This window comes from Variovorax sp. PBS-H4, assembly GCF_901827205.1.
Taxonomy (GTDB): Bacteria; Pseudomonadota; Gammaproteobacteria; order Burkholderiales; family Burkholderiaceae_C; genus Variovorax.
The window spans coordinates 2,903,779-2,921,757 of record NZ_LR594675.1; the positions used below are offsets into that span (position 1 = coordinate 2,903,779).

Consider the following 17,979-nt stretch of genomic DNA (forward strand, 5'->3'; position numbering starts at 1 on the left):
TCGTCAACAGAGCGCCAGAATTTCGAGGCACCGTCGCCTGTGCGCCTCGCCTTGCGATGGCGCCATCGTGCGCCCCGCGACGCGCAATCCGTAATCGATGCCAAGGCGATCCGCCATCAACACCCACGCGCAAAGCCGCGACAGCCGCCCCTCGGCGTCCGCCAGCCCCGTGGCTTGTGCATCCAGCCACAGCTCCTGCCGCTGCGCCTGCTGCGTATCGCGGCTCACCAGGTCTTCAGACCCTGTGGCCTGCGCCTGCGCCGCCCGCTTCCAGACCACGAGCTTCAGCGGATCGCCGCGCCGGTAGGCGCGCAGGCCGTCGTACTCGCCTGCCACGCTGGCGCGCAGCGCGGAGGAGGCCGCCTGGCCAGGCAGCGGCTCGCGCGGCGGCAGCGGCGGCGGGTGCGGCTCGGGCGCAGGATAGACCAGCACCTTCGAAGCCGGCCTCCACACGGTCCAGACGCGGAAGGTGCCGAGCGGGAAGCGGGTCTCGGCCGTGAGCGTGGGGACCGCATGGAGCCCGCGGCGATCGGGCTGGAACGCCACCTCGACCGTCGAGCTGCCCTCCGCGGGCACGTCGCTCCAGGCCCATTGCCCGCTGCGGCGCACCGCCAGTCCGATGCCGTAGCGGGTGCTGCGCCGCGCGTTGTGCAGCACGACGCGCAGCACGGCCGCCGCACCTGCGAACTGCGGATCGGGCGCCATCAGGCGCAGCTCCAGCCCGCGCAGGGTGGCGTGGCTCACATGCATGCCGACCGCCACGCTGCCGGCCAGCAGGAAGGTGAGGAGATAGCCGAGGTTGAGCTGGTAGTTGATCGATCCGATCAGCAGCAGCAGCAGCGTGGCGGCCAGCATCCAACCCGCCTTCGTGGGCACGATGTAGACATTGCGCTGGGTGAGCTCCAACGTGTCGGAAGGCGGCCTGCGCGACAGGAACCACCCTTCCATGCGCGAGCGGACCGGGACGAAGAGGCGCGCAGCCAGGTTCACGGCAAGGGGACGGCGGCGATCATCGCGCGCACCTGCTCGGTGGCGCCGCGGCCGGCGTCGCCGACGGGCGTCAGGCGATGCGCGATGGTCTGAGGAAGCACGGCCTGCACGTCGTCGGGCGCTACATAGTCGCGGTTGGCCAGCAGTGCCTGCGCCTTGGCGGCGCGCAGCACCGCGATGCCCGCGCGCGGCGACAACCCCTGCAGGAACCAGCGGCCCGAGCGCGTCGCGGCGATCAAGTCCTGCACGTAGTTCAGCAGCGGCTCGGCGGCATGGACCTGCAGCACGCGCTGCTGCAGGGCGGTGAGCTCGCCGGCCGTCAGCAAGGCTGGCAAGCCCGCCAGCATCTCGCGGCGATCGGCACCGGCCAGCAGCGCGCGCTCGGCCGCGCGATCGGGGTAGCCCAGCGAGATGCGCATCAGGAATCGGTCGAGCTGCGATTCGGGCAGCGCGAAGGTGCCGAGCTGGTCGTGCGGGTTCTGGGTCGCGATTACGAAGAAGGGGCTGGGCAGCGGGCGGGTCTCGCCTTCCACCGTGACCTGCTTTTCTTCCATGGCCTCGAGCAGCGCACTCTGTGTCTTGGGGCTGGCGCGGTTGATCTCGTCGGCCAGCAGGACCTGCGCGAAGATCGGTCCGGGGTGAAAGACGAAAGCCTGCTGCCCGCGGTCGTAGATGGCGACGCCCGACAGGTCGCCCGGCATCAGGTCAGCCGTGAACTGGACGCGCGAGAACTGCAGCCCGAATGTGTGCGAGAGCGCGTGGGCGAGGGTGGTCTTGCCGACCCCCGGCACGTCCTCGATCAACAGGTGGCCGCCGGCGAGAAGGCAGGCCACGCAATCGCGCACCTGCGCCTCTTTGCCCACGATCACCGTGTTAAGCTGACCAAGCAAACTGGCGAGCTTCGCGGCGACGTCCATTTTTGTATCCATATGCAAACAATACCGTAAGCCTGGCGCCCTCAGCCGCGTGAGGCCTACGACGCGAGTCGATCATGGGCAAAACCGGCTACTTCACACACCGCGACTGCTGGAAGCATGACATGGGCGCGGGCCATCCCGAATGCCCGCAGCGGCTCGATGCCATCGAAGACCGCCTGCTCGTCACGGGCGTGGCCGATGCCCTCGAACGCGGCGACGTGCCGCTGGCGACCTTGCCGCAGATCACGCGCGCGCATGACGTCGAGCACATCGAGCACCTCGAGGCCCTGAACCAGCGGCTGGTGGCTGACGAGCCTGCCGGCGGCCCCCGCTACGCGCAACTCGACCCGGACACCGCGCTCATGCGCTTTACGCTCCTGGCAGCGCGTCGCGCGGCGGGCGCGGCCATCGCGGCGACCGACGCCGTGATCTCGGGCGCGCTCGACAATGCCTTCTGCGCCGTGCGTCCGCCCGGCCACCACGCCTGCCACGACAAGGCCATGGGTTTCTGCTTCATCAACAACATCGCGGTGGCCGTGCGCCATGCCATCGAGGTGCACGGACTGGAGCGCGTCGCCATCGTCGACTTCGACGTCCACCACGGCAACGGGACCGAAGACATCTTCAGCGGCGATCCGCGCGTGCTGATGGTGGGCATCTTTCAGCACCCGTTCTATCCGTACAGCGGCACCGACCATCCGGCGGCCAACATGCTCAACCTGCCGGTGCCGGCCTACACGAAAGGCATGGACGTGCGCGAGCTGATCGAAACCTGCTGGATGCCGCGGCTGGAAGAATTCCGGCCGCAGATGGTCTTCGTGAGCGCCGGCTTCGACGCACACCGCGACGACGACCTGGGCCAGTTGCGGCTCAACGAGAACGACTTTGCCTGGATCACCGAGCGCATCCGCGCGGTGGCGCGGCGCCATGCCGGCGGGCGCATCGTGTCCCTCCTGGAGGGCGGCTACAACCTCGATGCGCTGGCCACCAGCGTGGAGGCCCACGTGCGGGTGCTGGCAGATCTGTAGGCCGATGACTCTGGACGATTTCCTCAAGCGGCTCAGCCAGATCCATGCCGAGACTCTCTGGGTCGAGATTGCCGCACTGATGGCCTGCGTGGCGCTGGCCTGGGGCCTGTGCCGCTGGTTCGGCCGCGACCAGCCCAAGGACTCGATCTGGTTCGGCGAACGCACTTTCGACGGGCTGCTGTTCCCGCTGCTGGCGCTGCTCCTGACCGATCTCGCAAGGCGCTTCGTGCTCGACTTCCAGCCCGTGCTGGTGCTGCGCATCGCGGTGTCGATGTTTCTTTCGCTGGCCGCGATCCGCCTGGTTGCGCGCGTGCTGCGGGCCGTTTTCCCGAACTCGGCGCTGGTTCGGCTGGTCGAGCGCACCGTCTCCTGGCTGGCCTGGATCGCGGCGGTGCTGTGGATCGTCGGCCTGCTGCCGGCCGTGCTCGCCGAGCTCGACAAGATTACGCTTTCGTTCGGCAAGAACCAGGTCAGCCTGCGCACCATGCTCGAGGGCACGTTGTCCGCTGCGCTGGTGCTGGTGATCGCCTTGTGGATCGCGTCGACCATTGAAAAGCGGGTGCTTCAAACCGCGCTGACCGACCTGTCCATGCGCAAGGTGGCCTCCAACGCCATCCGCGCCATCTTGCTGCTGGTCGGTCTGCTGTTCGGGTTGTCGTTGGTGGGCGTGGACCTGACGGCCCTGTCGGTGCTCGGCGGCGCCCTGGGTGTCGGACTGGGGTTCGGCTTGCAGAAGCTTGCCGCCAACTATGTGAGCGGCTTCGTGATCCTGCTGGAGCGGTCGATCCGCATCGGCGACAACGTGAAGGTGGACGGATTCGAGGGTCGGATCACGGACATCAAGACCCGCTACACGCTGGTGAGGGCAGGCAACGGGCGCGAGTCGATCGTGCCGAACGAATCTCTTATCACGAGCCGAGTCGAAAACCTGTCGATGGCCGATCTCAAGTTCAACATCACTACCAGCATCGTGGTGGGCTACGACAGCGACGTGGCGCAGGTGATCGGGATCCTCTGCGGTGCGGCCACTGCGCAATCGCGCGTGATGAAGGAACCGGCACCCGTGGCCTATCTGTCGAACTTCGCGCCCGACGGACTGGAGTTCAGCCTCAACGTCTGGGTTGCCGACCCCCACAACGGCAAGGACAACCTGCGCTCCGCGATCAACATCGCCATCCTCGAAGGCCTTCGCAAGGCAAAGATCGACATTCCCTATCCGCAGCGCGTGCTGCGCGTCGAATCGTTACCAGCTGGAATGCTGTCGACCGGCGAAGCTCGCCTATAATCGCAAAAAAGCACGACCGTTCTTTTTTCTGCGCTACAGCGTCCGATGATTGAAATGAACAGTTCGCGCGGAGGCCGACGCCTAGAATCTTCGGTTCCTCTGCACCCCCAGTTTCGCAATTCAATGGAGTCAAGCCAATGAAGGTCCTGGTCCCCGTCAAGCGGGTCGTCGACTACAACGTCAAAGTGCGCGTGAAGTCCGACGGCACCGGAGTCGATATCGCCAACGTCAAGATGAGCATGAACCCCTTCGACGAGATCGCCGTCGAAGAGGCGGTGAGGCTCAAGGAGAAGGGCGTGGTCACCGAGATCATCGCGGTGAGCTGCGGCGACGCGAAGTGCCAGGAGACCTTGCGCACTGCCATGGCCATCGGTGCCGATCGCGGCATTCTCGTCGAGACCACCGAGGAGCTCCAGCCCCTGGCCGTGGCCAAGCTGCTCAAGGCCTTGGTCGACAAAGAGGCTCCCCAGCTGATCATCCTCGGCAAGCAGGCCATCGACGACGATGCCAACCAGACCGGCCAGATGCTCGCCGCGCTGGCAGACCTGCCCCAAGCCACTTTTGCGTCGAAGGTCGAAGTGGCGGGTGACAAGGTCAACGTCACCCGCGAAGTCGACGGCGGCCTGGAGACCATTTCGCTCTCGCTGCCCGCAGTCATCACCACCGACTTGCGCCTGAACGAGCCGCGCTACGTGACCTTGCCCAACATCATGAAGGCCAAGAAGAAGCAGCTCGACACCCTCAAGCCCGAGGACTTGGGCGTGGACGTCAAGCCGCGCCTGAAGACCCTGAAGGTGGTCGAGCCCCCGAAGCGCGGCGCCGGCATCAAGGTGCCCGATGTCGCCACGCTGGTGGACAAGCTCAAGAACGAAGCCAAGGTGATCTGAGGCCGGAACCAGGAAGAATCGACATGACCGTACTCGTTATCGCAGAACACGACCACGCCACCGTCAAGCCCGCGACGTTGAACACCGTGACCGCGGGCATCGCCTGCCAGAGCGGCGATGTGCACGTGCTGGTGGCTGGCGCCAACGCCGCCGAAGCCGCGGCTGCCGCCGCCCAGATCGCCGGCGTGGCCAAGGTGATCGCCGCCGACAGCCCCTCCCTCGCGGACAACCTCGCGGAGAACGTGGCCGCGCAGGTGCTGGCCATCGCCAACAACTACAGCCACATCCTGTTCCCTGCGACTGCCAGCGGCAAGAACGTCGCGCCGCGCGTCGCGGCCAAGCTCGATGTGGCGCAGATCAGCGACATCACCAAGGTCGACAGCCCCGACACCTTCGAGCGTCCCATCTACGCGGGCAATGCCATCGCCACCGTGCAGAGCAGTGACGCCATCAAGGTCTTGACGGTGCGCACCACCGGCTTCGATGCGGCCGCTGCCACGGGCGGCAGCGCCACGGTGGAGAACGCCGAGGGCGTGGCCGACAGCGGCAAGAGCAGCTTTGTCGGGCGCGAAGTCACCAAGAGCGAGCGCCCGGAGCTGACCGCCGCCAAGATCATCGTCTCGGGCGGTCGCGCCCTGGGCAGCTCCGAGAAGTTCACCGAAGTGATGGCGCCGCTGGCCGACAAGCTCAACGCGGGCCTGGGTGCCAGCCGCGCCGCGGTGGATGCGGGCTATGCGCCCAACGACTGGCAGGTGGGCCAGACCGGCAAGATCGTGGCGCCGCAGCTGTACATCGCCTGCGGCATCTCGGGTGCGATCCAGCATCTGGCCGGGATGAAAGACTCCAAGGTGATCGTGGCGATCAACAAGGACCCGGAAGCACCGATCTTCTCGGTGGCCGACTACGGTCTGGAGGCCGACCTGTTCACCGCGGTGCCGGAACTGGTCAAGGCACTCTGAGCACCTTCGCCGAACCGACAGCGAAGTAACCACAGGGCATCGTTCGCGATGCCTTTTTCATATCTGCCGCATTGGACACAGCCATGAGCTACACCGCCCCCATCAAGGACATGCTCTTCGACATCGAGCATCTTGCCGACATCGCGCAGGTCTCGCAGATGCCCGGCCTCGAGGACGCCGGCCTCGAGACCGCGCAAGCCGTGCTCGAGGAGTGCGCGCGCTTCAACCAGGACGTGGTCGCACCCTTGAACGTAGCGGGCGACAGGCATCCGTCGTCGTTCAAGGACGGCAAGGTGTCCACCACGCCCGGCTTCAAGGAAGCCTTTGCGCAATATGCTGCGGGCGGTTGGCAGGGGCTGCAGCATCCGGCCGAATTCGGCGGCCAGGGCCTGCCCAAGACCATCGGCGCCGCCTGCGTCGAGATGCTCAACTCGGCCAACATGAGCTTCGCGCTATGCCCGCTCCTGAGCGATGGCGCGATCGAGGCGCTGCTCACCGCCGGCTCCGACGAGCTGAAGGCCACCTACCTCGAGAAGCTGGTGAGCGGCCAATGGACCGGCACCATGAACCTGACCGAGCCGCAGGCCGGCAGCGACCTCGCGATGGTGCGCAGCCGCGCCGAGCCGCAGCCCGACGGCCGCTACAAGATCTTCGGCACCAAGATCTTCATCACCTACGGCGAGCACGACATGGCGGAGAACATCGTGCACCTCGTGCTGGCACGCGTGGTCGGTGCGCCGGAGGGTGTGAAGGGCATCAGCCTGTTCGTGGTGCCGAAATTCCTGGTCAACCAGGATGGGTCCCTCGGTGATCGCAACGACGTCCACTGCGTCAGCATCGAGCACAAGCTGGGCATCAAGGCTTCGCCGACGGCGGTCCTTCAGTATGGCGACCACGGCGGCGCTGTCGGCTATCTCGTCGGCCAGGAGAACCGCGGGCTCGAATACATGTTCATCATGATGAACGCGGCGCGCTATGCGGTGGGCATGCAGGGCATCGCGATTGCCGAGCGCGCCTACCAGCAGGCGGTGGCCTATGCCAAGGACCGGGTGCAGAGCCGCCCGGTGGACGGCTCGCTCAACGCCAGCGCGCCCATCATTCACCACCCCGACGTCAAGCGCATGCTGATGACGATGCGCGCCTACACCGAGGGGTGCCGCGCCATGGCTGCCACCGCGGCGGCGGCCTACGATGCGATGCATCACCACCCCGATGCCGAGACGCGCAAGCAGAACCAGGCCTTCTACGAATACATGGTGCCCCTGGTGAAGGGCTACAGCACCGAGATGAGCCTGGAGGTCGCGTCGCTGGGCGTGCAGGTGCACGGCGGCATGGGTTTCATCGAGGAGACCGGCGCGGCGCAGTATTTGCGCGACGCCAAGATCCTCACCATCTACGAAGGCACGACCGCGATCCAGGCCAACGACCTTGTCGGCCGCAAGACGGCGCGCGACGGCGGGCAGGTCGCCAAGGCCATCGCGGCCCAGATCGAGAAGACCGAGGCTGAGCTCGCCAGGCGCGACAGTGCCGGCGCACGCGCGGTGGCCAAGCGGCTGAAGGCTGCGCGCGAGGCGTTCGTCGATGTCGTCGAGTTCGTGGCCGGCCAGACCAAGGCCTCGCCCAATGAGGTCTTCGCAGGCAGCGTGCCCTATCTGATGCTGGCGGGCAATCTCGTCGCCGGCTGGCAGCTCGCGCGTTCCCTGCTGGTGGCCGAGGATCAGGTCAAGGCGGGCAACGACGTCGCCTTCATGCAGGCCAAGATCGCCACCGCCCGCTTCTATGCCGAACACATCCTCAACAAGGCACCGGGGCTGCGCGACAGCATCGTCGACGGGGCGGAGAGCGCTACCGCATTGGCGATCGACGCCTTCTGAAATCGGGCAGCCGGCTGTCCGCTTCCGCATCCCGCAACCTCAAGAGACGACCCGACCATGTCCAAGCTTCCTCCCGTGCTCGCCAACCTCCCGCTGCCGATCATCGGCTCGCCGCTCTTCATCATCAGCAACCCCAAGCTCGTGATCGCGCAATGCAAGGCCGGCGTGGTGGGCGCGATGCCCGCGCTGAATGCGCGCCCGGCCTCGCAGCTGGAAGACTGGCTGGCCGAGATCACCGAGGAACTCGCGGCATACAACAAAGCAAACCCCGACCGGCCCGCCGCTCCCTTCGCCATCAACCAGATCGTGCACAAGAGCAATGACCGGCTCGAGCACGACATGGAAATGGTCGTGAAGTACAAGGTGCCCATCGTCATCACATCGCTGGGCGCGCGCACCGATGTCAACGACGCCGTGCACAGCTATGGTGGCGTGACGCTGCACGATGTCATCAACAACGCCTTTGCCCGCAAGGCGATCGAGAAGGGCGCCGACGGCATCATTGCAGTGGCGGCCGGGGCCGGCGGGCACGCCGGCATCAAGAGCCCCTTCGCGCTGGTGCAGGAAATCCGCCAGTGGTTCGAGGGCCCCGTCGCGCTGTCGGGCGCGATCGCGACCGGCGGCGCGGTGCTGGCGGCGCAGGCCATGGGAGCCGACTTCGCCTACATCGGCACCGCCTTCATCGCCACGCAGGAGGCGCGCGCGAGCGACGAGTACAAGCAGGCCATCGTCGACGGCAACTCCGACGACATCGTCTATTCGAATCTCTTCACGGGCGTGCACGGCAACTACCTGGCGCCGAGCATCGTGGCCGCGGGCATGGACCCGGCCAACCTGCCGCAGGGCGACCTCAAGACCATGAACTTCGGCGGCGGGGAGGGCAGCAAGACCAAGGCCTGGAAGGACATCTGGGGCTCGGGGCAGGGCATCGGGGCCGTCACCGAAGTCGGCACCGCCGCGGCCTTCGTCGAGAAGCTCAAGCGCGAGTACCAGGAAGCGCGGCAACGCCTTGCCCTCTGATCCTGGCGCGGCGTGCACCAACGCCGCGCCTGCGGCAGCGGTGCGCATGCCGCTGCTCGATGTGGCAAAAGGGCTCGCCTGCGCGTTGATCGTCGGGCATCACCTCGCGCGCTACGGTCCGCTGCCGGCCAGTGCCTCCGCGCTGGCACCGAGTGTCTTCGAATGGCTGGCCGACAACGGCCGCCTTGCCGTGCAGGTGTTCCTGGTGATCGCGGGCTTCCTGGCGGCCGGCAGCCTGGCGCCCGATGGCGTGCTGCGGATCGACCGCCCCCTGCTGCGCGTGTTCCAGCGCTACGGCCGGCTCGTCATGCCCTACCTGGCGGCGCTCAGCGTCAGCGTGCTGGCCGCCGCGCTGGTGCGGCCCTGGCTCGCCGACGAGGCTGTGCCGGCGGCGCCTGGCCTCGCACAGCTGGTGGCGCACGGGCTGCTGCTGCAGGACCTGCTCGGCTACGAAGCACTCTCCGCCGGCGTGTGGTACGTGGCGATCGACTTCCAGCTCTTCGTGCTGGCGCTGGCGGCCATCGGCTTGTCGGAGCTGCTGCAGCGCCGCTGGGCGCTGCACCTGGAGCGCTCGCGCTGGCTGGCGGTGGCCCTGGTGCTGATGCTGGCCATTGCCTCGCTCGCGGTGTTCAACCGCAACGCAGCGCTCGACGACACGGCCCTCTATTTCTTCGGCGCCTACGGCCTGGGCATGCTGGCGTTCTGGATCGGCCGGGCCACGCGACGCAGCACCTGGCGCTTCGCGGTGGCGCTGCTGGTGATGGTGGGCGCCGCCGCCCTGGCGCTCGACTGGCGCAGCCGCATCGCTACCGCACTGGTCACGGCGCTGCTGCTGGCGGCGGCCCAGCGCCACGGCAGCCTGGTGCTGGGCGCGTGGCGGCCGCTGCTGCGGCTGGGGCGCATCTCGTATTCGCTGTTCCTGATCCACTTTCCGGTGTTGCTGCTGGTGAGCGCGGCGGTGGCGCATCTGGCGCCCGTCGGGCCCTGGACCGCTCTGCTTGGCCTCATCACCGTCTTCGGGCTGTCGATTGCCGCGGCGGCGCTGCTGTACCGCTGGGTCGAGTCGCAGCCGGTCACGTGGCCCAGGTTGCTGGCCCTGTTCGCGGCGCTGCTCGCGTGCGGGGCGGTGACCTGGGCCTGATGAAGGGGGCGGACGAACCAGCCGGCGCCCTCGGCCGGCCGGACCACGCCGGAGCGAGCATGCCCGGTCGTCACCTGCGCTTCAGCATATAGCCGCCTGCCCGGCTTGAACACGCCAAGCCCCACGCTTCCGGTGTCCGACGATTCGCATCTCTGGGCGACGTTGTGCTGCCCGGAACTCGGCCTTCGTTGCTGTTACCCAGTTGTGGCGCAGTTTAAAGAAGGCTCAGCTATCCAATGACGAGAGAAGAACTATGTGCTTGTGTTGAAGCCGCCGCGGGACGATTGCCGTTCGTGCGCCAAGTCCACATTGGCGATGGCGTGAGATTGGCATTCGAAGATGGCAGGGAGTTAGTCACTTTGCTGTTGCCGGATCACGGTCTCGTGCGCATCTATGGGGACTGTGTCGCTCGGGTCGACGAAACCCATGAAGAGACTGAATGCGGCGACGAGGACGAATTCTTTGTCGCGGCAGAAGACGAAGGCGAGTTCGTCGAACTTCGCACCGACGATGACGGCCAATGGTCCATCTACTGCGCGGAGGATGAAGCTGCTTTCACATTGCTGCTGGATCTTCCCGAGGCTGGGTTTGATCAGGCGCGGTGCGACGAGCTCCTGGAGCGGTTCATCGGCGAACTCGCGTTCTGGACGGAGATCTTTGACAAATTCGCGCGTCCCTCGCCGCAGCGCGCTCGGCATTCCAAGGATGGCTACCGCCTAGCTGCTTTGATCTGAATCACGAGAATTGAAATGAGACCAACCACCACGCCCACCCCCACCCCCATCCCCACCCTCAAGAGGACACAACATTCACTCAATTTGAAGCGGGACCCTTCGAAGTCGGACGCCGGCAATGCGACGCCGAGCACAGCTAGGCGCCCGATCCCGCAGAAGGGCGCACCGCCTGTGCCGCGACGGTTCGAAATCGTCGAGGTTCCGGGAGAGACCGATGCGGCGTTGATTCTTGACGATCGGGACCTCGGCGATCTGATATGCGGTTTGAAGCTGCCCGGTGTCACATCCAGGACGCACCTTCTCCGCGGGCCCAAGGATAAGCTGCAGCCAGCACTGGATTTTGCGAATCTGTTCACCAGCGTGAAAGGCCAACTGTCCTTACACGTGTTCCAAGACGCGGAAAAAGCGCTTGTCGAGATCTGTGAAGTTCTGGCAATGAGCGGTGACTTGAAGCTGTCGGGCAACAACATGGTGTCTGGCTCCGGCCATCTGGTAACTATGCTTGCATTTGAGTTGGAGGAACTCGCTCGGAAAGGAAATTCCGAAGCCGCGTTCGCGCTGTTCAGCCGATGTTCGGCCCACACTCAAGTCGCAATTCTTGCCACTCCGACAGGTCTAGCCTTCGGGCAAGCAATCGAGCGTAGTGTTTCGCTGAGTAGAAGCTTCGCGAGAATGCTGGCGGATGAGGCTCGTTTCATAGTAAAGCGAGGCGACTCGCAGTTCCTCAAGAAATTTCTTACGGTCTGTCCTTTATTCGCGCGGGATCGAGTCCTGAAGTTGATCGCTTCCTCTCAATCTGCTGATAGGGTGGAGCTGCTTTGCATCGCCGATAGCGATCTGACGGACGTCTTGCTGGGAATGCTCCCGTTGAACCAGAACCTTCCGCTCGATCCGGCAGGTTTGCTGCGGTCTCGGCTCACCAAACTGCCGCGGCGCTCCTTGTCGAGCCCGAACGGCAGCAAGCCGCCCAAGGTTGGTGACCTGCAGAGCTACGCGACACTCAAGAAGGGTGGATGGCTGACGACCACCGGCTCCGCCACCCTGCATCTCGACAATGTGCCTACGAAGTGGGACATACCAGTCAAAGATGTCATTGAGATCATGGTGATGGAGTCTCCGGACAGTGCGATGCACCTCGCGCTCGATCTTTTTGCGGGTTTTGCGGGGCCCGTCAAACGCAGTGCGCATACCAACTGGACCGCCCCGCACGCCATTCAGGCGTGGTATGCACTTCAGACGTATGCCGTTCAGCTCGCCGCAGAGAACGATCCGATTGCGGCTCTTGCGAAGGAGGTCAGCGACAAGTTCCGCAAGCGGCTTGTGGCAGCCTTGGCCGGCCTGAATTCCACGGAGCGCGCCAACGCATTCACGGAATGGCTCGCCGTGCTGGACGGCCCCGAACTGGCTGCCTGTAGAGAGCTCCAGCTTGCACCGGACGCGCAGCTCGATAACGATCTGCGCCGATGGATCAGCGACCGTCTCGCGGCCGCGTTCAGCGCGGGTTCCGGCGACGCCGCGAGGGCCGCCCTGCGTCGTTGCGGCGTTTTAGGTGTGGCGTTGGTTCCGGGGGACCGTAAGGCCGAGAACTTCATTGGGGCAATGCTGAGTTCTGTAGTCAATGACCAGTCCAGCCGGACCCAGGATGACGACATGCTCCGCGCATTCCTCGCGATGCTCGAGGAAGCCGATCCGCAGATCTTCGCGAATCTTGCGCTCGCCAATGCTACGGCCGACTTGGCTGCAACGGGCGGCGGCCTTATCGTGCAGATTCACCCTGGCGACCTGGGGGATGTCGTACCAGGGCCGCTGGCTGAGAAGATCCGGTCCTTGATGCGGGAGTGGTTGTCGGCAAAGTATTCGGGACCGCTTTCCCTGGATCCCTATGCTCTGGCGCTGAATCAATTAATCCCGCAGGCGTCACAGCCGGTGCCGGGGGCGAGCTCGTTCAACTACCTGCAGGCCATGGCGCGAACGATGTTGCCCGATCCATCTGTACAAGGAGGATGGGTCGCGCCATTGCGGGATGGCGCCTCTAAGCTGGCCGGAGCTGGTGCGAGCTCCCCGAAGGCCGCTGAATACTTGCAGCAGATTGCGAACGCCCTGGCATCCGCGCCACCCGGCTACTCTCCCTTCCCGGAGGTGAGGCAAGACGTAAGCGCGCATCTTCTTGCGCTCGTCGAGGCGAGCAATTGGCAGGCGCTGAGTGACTGTTGCAATGCCTTCGGGAATGGGAATGAAAATGGCCAGATCTTCCTGGCGGAGTTGCTCGGCGGACTCGCTTCGACCGCTTGGGGGAAGAACAATTTTGCGCAGTCGGCAAATGTGCTTGCCAGCTTTCTGAACAGCGGTCCGATATTGGCGACGGCGATGCAGCAGTTCACCGCTTCCACGCAGGGTATTCTTGAAGCACTCCAGTTGGGGATTCTGTGGCACACGCACAATTCGCTGTTCAACCCTGCAGGCATACAAGCGCGCGTTGAATGGGTGAACGAAGCCTTGGATCTCGTCACACGCAATGTGGCGAGTGCCCAAATGACGCGCAGGGCGGAGGTGCTCGGGAGGTTGGCCAAGAGGCAATAGCATCCGGGCACCCGTCCTGGCCCCGCAATCACCCGGTTGGGTCGCGAGGCCTGGTTAGCTTTCGGCGGCCAGCGCCTGCGCATAGTGCGCGGAGAACTGCTGCGCCACCGAGTCCCAGTCGTAGCGCTTTGCCTTGCGCTGCGCGGCCTCCGACATCGCGGCGCAGCGCGTGGCGTCCAGACCGGTGAGCTCCCGAACCGTGGCCATGTCGACCGCACTTCGTTCGAAGCCGAGGAAGAAGCCATTGACGCCGCGCTCGACGAAGCCGTTGATCGGCGCGATGTCGCGGCACAGCACGATCTTCCCCGCCGCCATGGCCTCGAGAATGCCGACGCCGAAGCCCTCGTACTCGCTGCCGGTGACGAAGACGGTGCGCTGCTGCAGCTCGTGCATCAGCGCGGCATCCTCGATGTAGGGGTGCAGCCGGACCGACCTGTCGAGCTTCAGCGCGCGGATCTGGTCCTGCAGCGATTCGCGCAGGTTGTCGAAGTCCGGCCCTGCAATCAGCAGGTCGATCGCGATGCCCTGGTCGCGGGCCATGGCGACCGTGTCGATCACCGCGTCGATGCGCTTGTTGCGCGACCAGCGGCCCCAGTAGATCCATTTCGACGCATCGGGCGCGCCGGTCAGCAGGCCCTGCTGGAACTTGGCATAGGCGATGCCGTTTTCGCACTTCTCGACGCGGTCCGAGAACTGGCTGAAGTACGCCGTGTCCGACTCGCTGGTCGCCAGGATCTTGCGGTAGTGCCGCAGCAGCGAGCGCATCAGCAGGCGCTCGTGCAGCCACTTGATCGACCGGTGCCGCGTCGTGTGGCGGAAGCCGCCGTGCGTGCTCAGCACGGCCGGGATGTGGCGGCACTGCAGCAGCACATTGCCGGTGAGCATCATCAGTTGCGGGTCGTGCACGTGCAGCAGATCGTAGCCCGCGGCCAGGCGGCCGAAGTCGCGCGCATAGCCGGCGAGCCGGTTGCCGGCCACGGGCACGCGGTAGACCTTCAGGCCGTCCAGCTCGTCCACGGAGGGTTGCGCGAGCTTGGGCGACACATGGGCCACGTCGACCTGCACGCCAGGGCCCGAGGTGCGCACGGCCAGCTCGCGGACCACCGACTCGATGCCGCCCACCTGCGGAAAGTAGGTCGGCGTGATGGAAAGAACTTTCAATGTCGCTCCCGAATGCTGCTTCGGCCGATCGTATCAGCGGCCCGCGTCCCGTCAGTGCCCGGAGGAAGCGACCGGACCGGGGCCGGCCGTCGTGCCATAGCTCAGCGCCTGCGCGCGGCCCCAGAACACGCGGTACATGAAGATCGTGTAGATGATGATGGCGGGCAGGGTGATCGCCACGCCGATCCCGATCACGACCAGCGCTTCGGTGGCGCTCGCGGCCTGCCAGACGGTCAGGCGGTCCAGCACCACGTAGGGATAGATGCTGTAGGCGAGCCCGAGGAAGGCCATCAGGAAGATCAGCACCGTGCCGGCGAACACTACCCATCCATAGCCGGCCGCGACAACCCTGGGCTTGGAGATGACCTGCAGGATCGCGAAAAAGGCTACGCCGCAGGCCAGCGGAATGGGCAGCAGGCCCAGCAGTTGCGGCAGGCTGAACCACTTGTCGAACACGGTCGGGCTGACGATGGGCGTCGCGACGGAGATGCCGACCAAGGCAACCCCCATCGGCCACAGCACGGCGCGGGCCCACCGCACCGCCTTCTGTTTCAGCGAGTCGCCGGTCTTCATGATCAGCCAGCCGGCACCCAGCATGGCGTAGGCGGTCGGCAGCGTCAGCGCGATGCCCAGGCTGAAAGCCAGCGACAGGCCGCTGCTGCTGAACCCGGTCAGATAGCTGCCGAGCATCCAGCCCTGCGCCATGGCAGCCAGCAGGGAGCCGATGGAAAAGGCGTTGTTCCAGGCCCGCTTGTGTTCGTCCCGCGCCTTGACGCGAAAGTCGAAGGACACGCCTCGCAGCGTGAGGCCCACCAGCATCAGCGTGACGGGCAGGTAGAGCGCGCTCAGCACCACGCCGTGCGCCAGCGGAAAGCAGATCAGCAGCACACCGATGCCGAGCACCAGCCAGGTCTCGTTCGCGTCCCAGAAGGGGCCGATGCTCGACACCATCACGTCCTTCTCGGCATCGGTCGCGAAAGGCAGCAGGATCCCGACGCCCAGGTCGTAGCCGTCGAGCACGACGTAGATCATGAGCGCCAGCCCCATCACCCCCATGAAGACGAGGGGCAGTATGGTGGCCCAGTTCAGTGTGTTCATGTCAGCCTTCCAGCGCGGCGGAGCCGGCTCGGGTGGTCACGGGCAAAGGCGCTTCGGGTGCTGGCGCCGCGGGGTGTTCGGCCATGTACTTGAGCACCGCCACATAGGAGAGGAGCAGGACCACGTAGAGCAGCAGCCAGGCAGCAAGCGTGCTTGCCACCAGGGCCGGTGGATGCACTGCCACCACATCGGCGGTGCGAAGCAGCCCGTAGACGATGAAGGGCTGCCGGCCGATTTCCGTCACATACCAGCCGGCCAGCGTCGCAACCCAGCCGGAGAAGGTCATGGCGGCGAGCGTCCACAGCAGCGGGCGCGGCTCCGGCGCCATGGCCCCGTCTCGCCTGCGGCGCAGCAGCTTCCACGCGGCCCACCAGGAAACGATGAGCATCAGCACGCCCATGCCCACCATCACGCGGAAGCTCCAGAACACCGGCGCCACGGGAGGATGGGCGTTCGGAAATTCATCGAGGCCCTTGATCTCGGCGTCGATGTCGTGTGCGAGGATCAGGCTGGCGAGCTTGGGCACCTGGATGGCGTAGTCGGTGCGGCCTTCCTTTTCATTGGGCCAGCCGAACAGCGTCAGCGGTGCGCTCTTCTCGGTGTGCCAGACGCCCTCGATCGCGGCGATCTTCGCGGGCTGGTGGTGCAGCGTGTTCAGGCCGTGCAGGTCACCCATGAAGATCTGCAGCGGAATCGCGATGGCAGCCAGGCCGACGCCGGCGCGCAGGGCCTTGCGGGTGCCCGCGTGCGGCGTGCCGCGCAGCAGTTGCCAGGCACTCAGGCCGGCGATGAGGAACGACACCGTGAGCGCGGAGGCCAGCAGCTTGTGCCCAAGGCGATAGGGGAAGGAGGGGCTGAAGATCACGTCCCACCAGCTCAGCACGTGGAAGCGGCCGTCGACGATCTCGTAGCCGCTGGGCGTCTGCATCCACGAGTTGAGCGCCAGGATCCAGAAGGCAGACAGCGTGGTGCCGCCCGCCACCATGAGGCTGGCGACGAGGTGGACGCGCTGCGACACCCGGTCACGGCCGAACAGCATGATGCCGAGGAAGGTTGCCTCCAGGAAGAAGGCGGTGAGCACCTCGTAGCCCAGCAGCGGGCCGGCGATGTTGCCGGCCTTCTCCATGTAGCCGGGCCAGTTGGTGCCGAACTGGAAGCTCATCGTGATGCCGGAAACCACCCCGAGCGCGAAGCTCAGCGCGAACACCTTGGTCCAGAAGTAGTAGGCCGCTTCCCAATGCGCGGCATCGGGCGTGCCCTTGGTGGCGATAGTCCTCAGCCTGAAGAACACCAGCACCCAGCAGAGTGCGATGTTGATGGTGGGGAACAGGATGTGGAAGCTGATGTTGGCCGCGAACTGGATGCGCGACAGGAGCAGGGTGTCGAATTCCATGGGTTCAGTCCTTCTTGTTCGCGAGCCTGGCCGGCTTCGGGGTCGCCGCCGGGGGACGTGCCGTCCGGCCCGTGAGGCGATCCTTGAATTCGAGCACCCTGGTCACCTTGGCGCCCATGCCCATCAGCTGCATCGCGGTTTCGGGCGCCAGCTTCTGGACATCGTCGAACCAGGTCATGAGCCGGTCGATCAGCTCGTGCATCTGCCGCATGCGTGCCTGGGCATGGCGCTCCGCGTCGCTTGAGGGCGTCTCGAGCAGCGCGCTGCGCAGCATCGAGAGCGTCGGCTCGATTTCGCGCCGGCGGCGCTCCTCGGCCAGCACGCGGAAGATCTCCCAGACATCCTGCGGCGCCTCGAAGTACTCGCGGCGATCGCCGGGCAGATGGCGAAGGCGCACCAGCCGCCAGGCTTGCAGTTCCTTCAGTCCCATGCTTACGTTGGAGCGCGAGAACTCGAGCAGCTCGGCAATCTCGTCGGCATTCAGCGCGCGCTCGGAAATGAAGATCAGCGCATAGATCTGCCCGACCGTGCGATTGATGCCCCAGCGGCTTCCCATCTCGCCGAAGTGGGCGACGAAGCGTTGATTGAGGGCAGGGAGGCGGGTGCTGTCGGCCATGCCGCCATTCTCGTCTGAAATTGCTGTAATTTCACGAATTACTGAAAATTGAAACAGTTGAACGTTCCCGGGGCAGCCGGTGGCGGGGCCGAGCGGCGCGGGTTGACTCGGCGAAATCCCATCCAAGGCCGGGGCATCGACTTGCAGAGCACGTAGGCGACGGCTCACGCGCGCGCCGGCCCGGTGCAGCGCAAAATCTGCCGCCTTTCCATGCGCCGAATGCCACACACGCCCTTGCAGCTCTCGAGCCCGAACCCGCCAGACGCTGATCTCGCCGCGTGCGACCGCGAGCCGAT

At 65.6% G+C, this 17,979-nt stretch carries 15 protein-coding genes; 9 read left to right on the top strand and 6 right to left on the bottom strand.

Features of this window, described 5'->3' with window-relative positions:
* Nucleotides 1-3: 3 nt before the first annotated feature.
* Complete coding sequence (locus E5CHR_RS13655) at nucleotides 4-948, bottom strand: DUF58 domain-containing protein (protein ID WP_162583713.1); 945 nt, start codon at nucleotides 946-948, stop codon at nucleotides 4-6.
* 38 nt (nucleotides 949-986) lie between these two features.
* The gene (locus tag E5CHR_RS13660) at nucleotides 987-1,907 is read right to left on the bottom strand and encodes an AAA family ATPase (RefSeq protein ID WP_162580340.1); all 921 of its coding nucleotides are present in this window, start codon (nucleotides 1,905-1,907) and stop codon (nucleotides 987-989) included.
* A gap of 74 nt (nucleotides 1,908-1,981) precedes the next feature.
* Here E5CHR_RS13660 and E5CHR_RS13665 point away from each other — a divergent pair, with 74 nt between their 5' ends.
* From E5CHR_RS13665 to E5CHR_RS13705, 9 genes are all read left to right on the top strand, one after another.
* Nucleotides 1,982-2,935: a histone deacetylase family protein gene (locus E5CHR_RS13665; protein ID WP_162580341.1), complete on the top strand. Its 954-nt coding sequence runs from the start codon at nucleotides 1,982-1,984 to the stop codon at nucleotides 2,933-2,935.
* Between the two features lie 4 nt (nucleotides 2,936-2,939).
* Complete coding sequence (locus tag E5CHR_RS13670) at nucleotides 2,940-4,220, top strand: mechanosensitive ion channel family protein (RefSeq protein ID WP_162580342.1); 1,281 nt, start codon at nucleotides 2,940-2,942, stop codon at nucleotides 4,218-4,220.
* Between the two features lie 137 nt (nucleotides 4,221-4,357).
* Entirely contained in the window at nucleotides 4,358-5,107 is a 750-nt protein-coding gene (locus E5CHR_RS13675; protein ID WP_162580343.1) for an electron transfer flavoprotein subunit beta/FixA family protein, read from the top strand.
* A 23-nt stretch (nucleotides 5,108-5,130) separates the two neighbouring features.
* Nucleotides 5,131-6,066 carry an electron transfer flavoprotein subunit alpha/FixB family protein gene (locus E5CHR_RS13680; protein WP_162580344.1) on the top strand — a complete coding sequence of 312 codons (936 nt, stop codon included), beginning with the start codon at nucleotides 5,131-5,133 and terminating at the stop codon, nucleotides 6,064-6,066.
* A gap of 83 nt (nucleotides 6,067-6,149) precedes the next feature.
* A complete protein-coding gene (locus tag E5CHR_RS13685) occupies nucleotides 6,150-7,940 on the top strand; it encodes an acyl-CoA dehydrogenase (RefSeq protein WP_162580345.1) in 1,791 nt (596 codons plus the stop codon).
* A 57-nt stretch (nucleotides 7,941-7,997) separates the two neighbouring features.
* On the top strand, nucleotides 7,998-8,960 hold the full coding sequence (locus tag E5CHR_RS13690) for an NAD(P)H-dependent flavin oxidoreductase (protein ID WP_162580346.1): 963 nt from the start codon (nucleotides 7,998-8,000) through the stop codon (nucleotides 8,958-8,960).
* Nucleotides 8,961-9,006: 46 nt separating this feature from the next.
* Nucleotides 9,007-10,101 carry an acyltransferase family protein gene (locus E5CHR_RS13695; RefSeq protein WP_162583714.1) on the top strand — a complete coding sequence of 365 codons (1,095 nt, stop codon included), beginning with the start codon at nucleotides 9,007-9,009 and terminating at the stop codon, nucleotides 10,099-10,101.
* 236 nt (nucleotides 10,102-10,337) lie between these two features.
* Nucleotides 10,338-10,835 carry a hypothetical protein gene (locus E5CHR_RS13700; protein WP_162580347.1) on the top strand — a complete coding sequence of 166 codons (498 nt, stop codon included), beginning with the start codon at nucleotides 10,338-10,340 and terminating at the stop codon, nucleotides 10,833-10,835.
* Nucleotides 10,836-10,850: 15 nt separating this feature from the next.
* On the top strand, nucleotides 10,851-13,415 hold the full coding sequence (locus E5CHR_RS13705) for a hypothetical protein (protein WP_162580348.1): 2,565 nt from the start codon (nucleotides 10,851-10,853) through the stop codon (nucleotides 13,413-13,415).
* A 54-nt stretch (nucleotides 13,416-13,469) separates the two neighbouring features.
* On the opposite strand, the gene E5CHR_RS13710 is transcribed toward E5CHR_RS13705, so the two are convergent.
* Genes E5CHR_RS13710 through E5CHR_RS13725 form a run of 4 tightly spaced genes read right to left on the bottom strand, consistent with a single transcriptional unit; the run spans nucleotide 13,470 to nucleotide 17,683 of the window.
* Nucleotides 13,470-14,576, bottom strand: a complete 1,107-nt coding sequence (locus tag E5CHR_RS13710) for a glycosyltransferase family 4 protein (protein ID WP_162580349.1) — start codon at nucleotides 14,574-14,576, stop codon at nucleotides 13,470-13,472.
* 51 nt (nucleotides 14,577-14,627) lie between these two features.
* Complete coding sequence (locus E5CHR_RS13715; protein WP_162580350.1) at nucleotides 14,628-15,674, bottom strand: cytochrome d ubiquinol oxidase subunit II; 1,047 nt, start codon at nucleotides 15,672-15,674, stop codon at nucleotides 14,628-14,630.
* Between the two features lies 1 nt (nucleotide 15,675).
* On the bottom strand, nucleotides 15,676-17,067 hold the full coding sequence (locus E5CHR_RS13720) for a cytochrome ubiquinol oxidase subunit I (protein WP_162580351.1): 1,392 nt from the start codon (nucleotides 17,065-17,067) through the stop codon (nucleotides 15,676-15,678).
* A gap of 4 nt (nucleotides 17,068-17,071) precedes the next feature.
* The gene (locus E5CHR_RS13725) at nucleotides 17,072-17,683 is read right to left on the bottom strand and encodes a GbsR/MarR family transcriptional regulator (RefSeq protein WP_162580352.1); all 612 of its coding nucleotides are present in this window, start codon (nucleotides 17,681-17,683) and stop codon (nucleotides 17,072-17,074) included.
* Nucleotides 17,684-17,979 lie beyond the last annotated feature (296 nt).

Coding starts and splice junctions, on each gene's coding strand:
- E5CHR_RS13685 (WP_162580345.1), top strand. CDS start 6,150: ATGAGCTACACCGCCCCCATCAAGGACATGCTCTTCGACATCGAGCAT.
- E5CHR_RS13660 (WP_162580340.1), bottom strand. CDS start 1,907: ATGGACGTCGCCGCGAAGCTCGCCAGTTTGCTTGGTCAGCTTAACACG.
- E5CHR_RS13720 (WP_162580351.1), bottom strand. CDS start 17,067: ATGGAATTCGACACCCTGCTCCTGTCGCGCATCCAGTTCGCGGCCAAC.
- E5CHR_RS13655 (WP_162583713.1), bottom strand. CDS start 948: ATGGAAGGGTGGTTCCTGTCGCGCAGGCCGCCTTCCGACACGTTGGAG.
- E5CHR_RS13675 (WP_162580343.1), top strand. CDS start 4,358: ATGAAGGTCCTGGTCCCCGTCAAGCGGGTCGTCGACTACAACGTCAAA.
- E5CHR_RS13670 (WP_162580342.1), top strand. CDS start 2,940: ATGACTCTGGACGATTTCCTCAAGCGGCTCAGCCAGATCCATGCCGAG.
- E5CHR_RS13690 (WP_162580346.1), top strand. CDS start 7,998: ATGTCCAAGCTTCCTCCCGTGCTCGCCAACCTCCCGCTGCCGATCATC.
- E5CHR_RS13665 (WP_162580341.1), top strand. CDS start 1,982: ATGGGCAAAACCGGCTACTTCACACACCGCGACTGCTGGAAGCATGAC.
- E5CHR_RS13715 (WP_162580350.1), bottom strand. CDS start 15,674: ATGAACACACTGAACTGGGCCACCATACTGCCCCTCGTCTTCATGGGG.
- E5CHR_RS13680 (WP_162580344.1), top strand. CDS start 5,131: ATGACCGTACTCGTTATCGCAGAACACGACCACGCCACCGTCAAGCCC.
- E5CHR_RS13705 (WP_162580348.1), top strand. CDS start 10,851: ATGAGACCAACCACCACGCCCACCCCCACCCCCATCCCCACCCTCAAG.
- E5CHR_RS13695 (WP_162583714.1), top strand. CDS start 9,007: ATGCCGCTGCTCGATGTGGCAAAAGGGCTCGCCTGCGCGTTGATCGTC.
- E5CHR_RS13725 (WP_162580352.1), bottom strand. CDS start 17,683: ATGGCCGACAGCACCCGCCTCCCTGCCCTCAATCAACGCTTCGTCGCC.
- E5CHR_RS13700 (WP_162580347.1), top strand. CDS start 10,338: ATGACGAGAGAAGAACTATGTGCTTGTGTTGAAGCCGCCGCGGGACGA.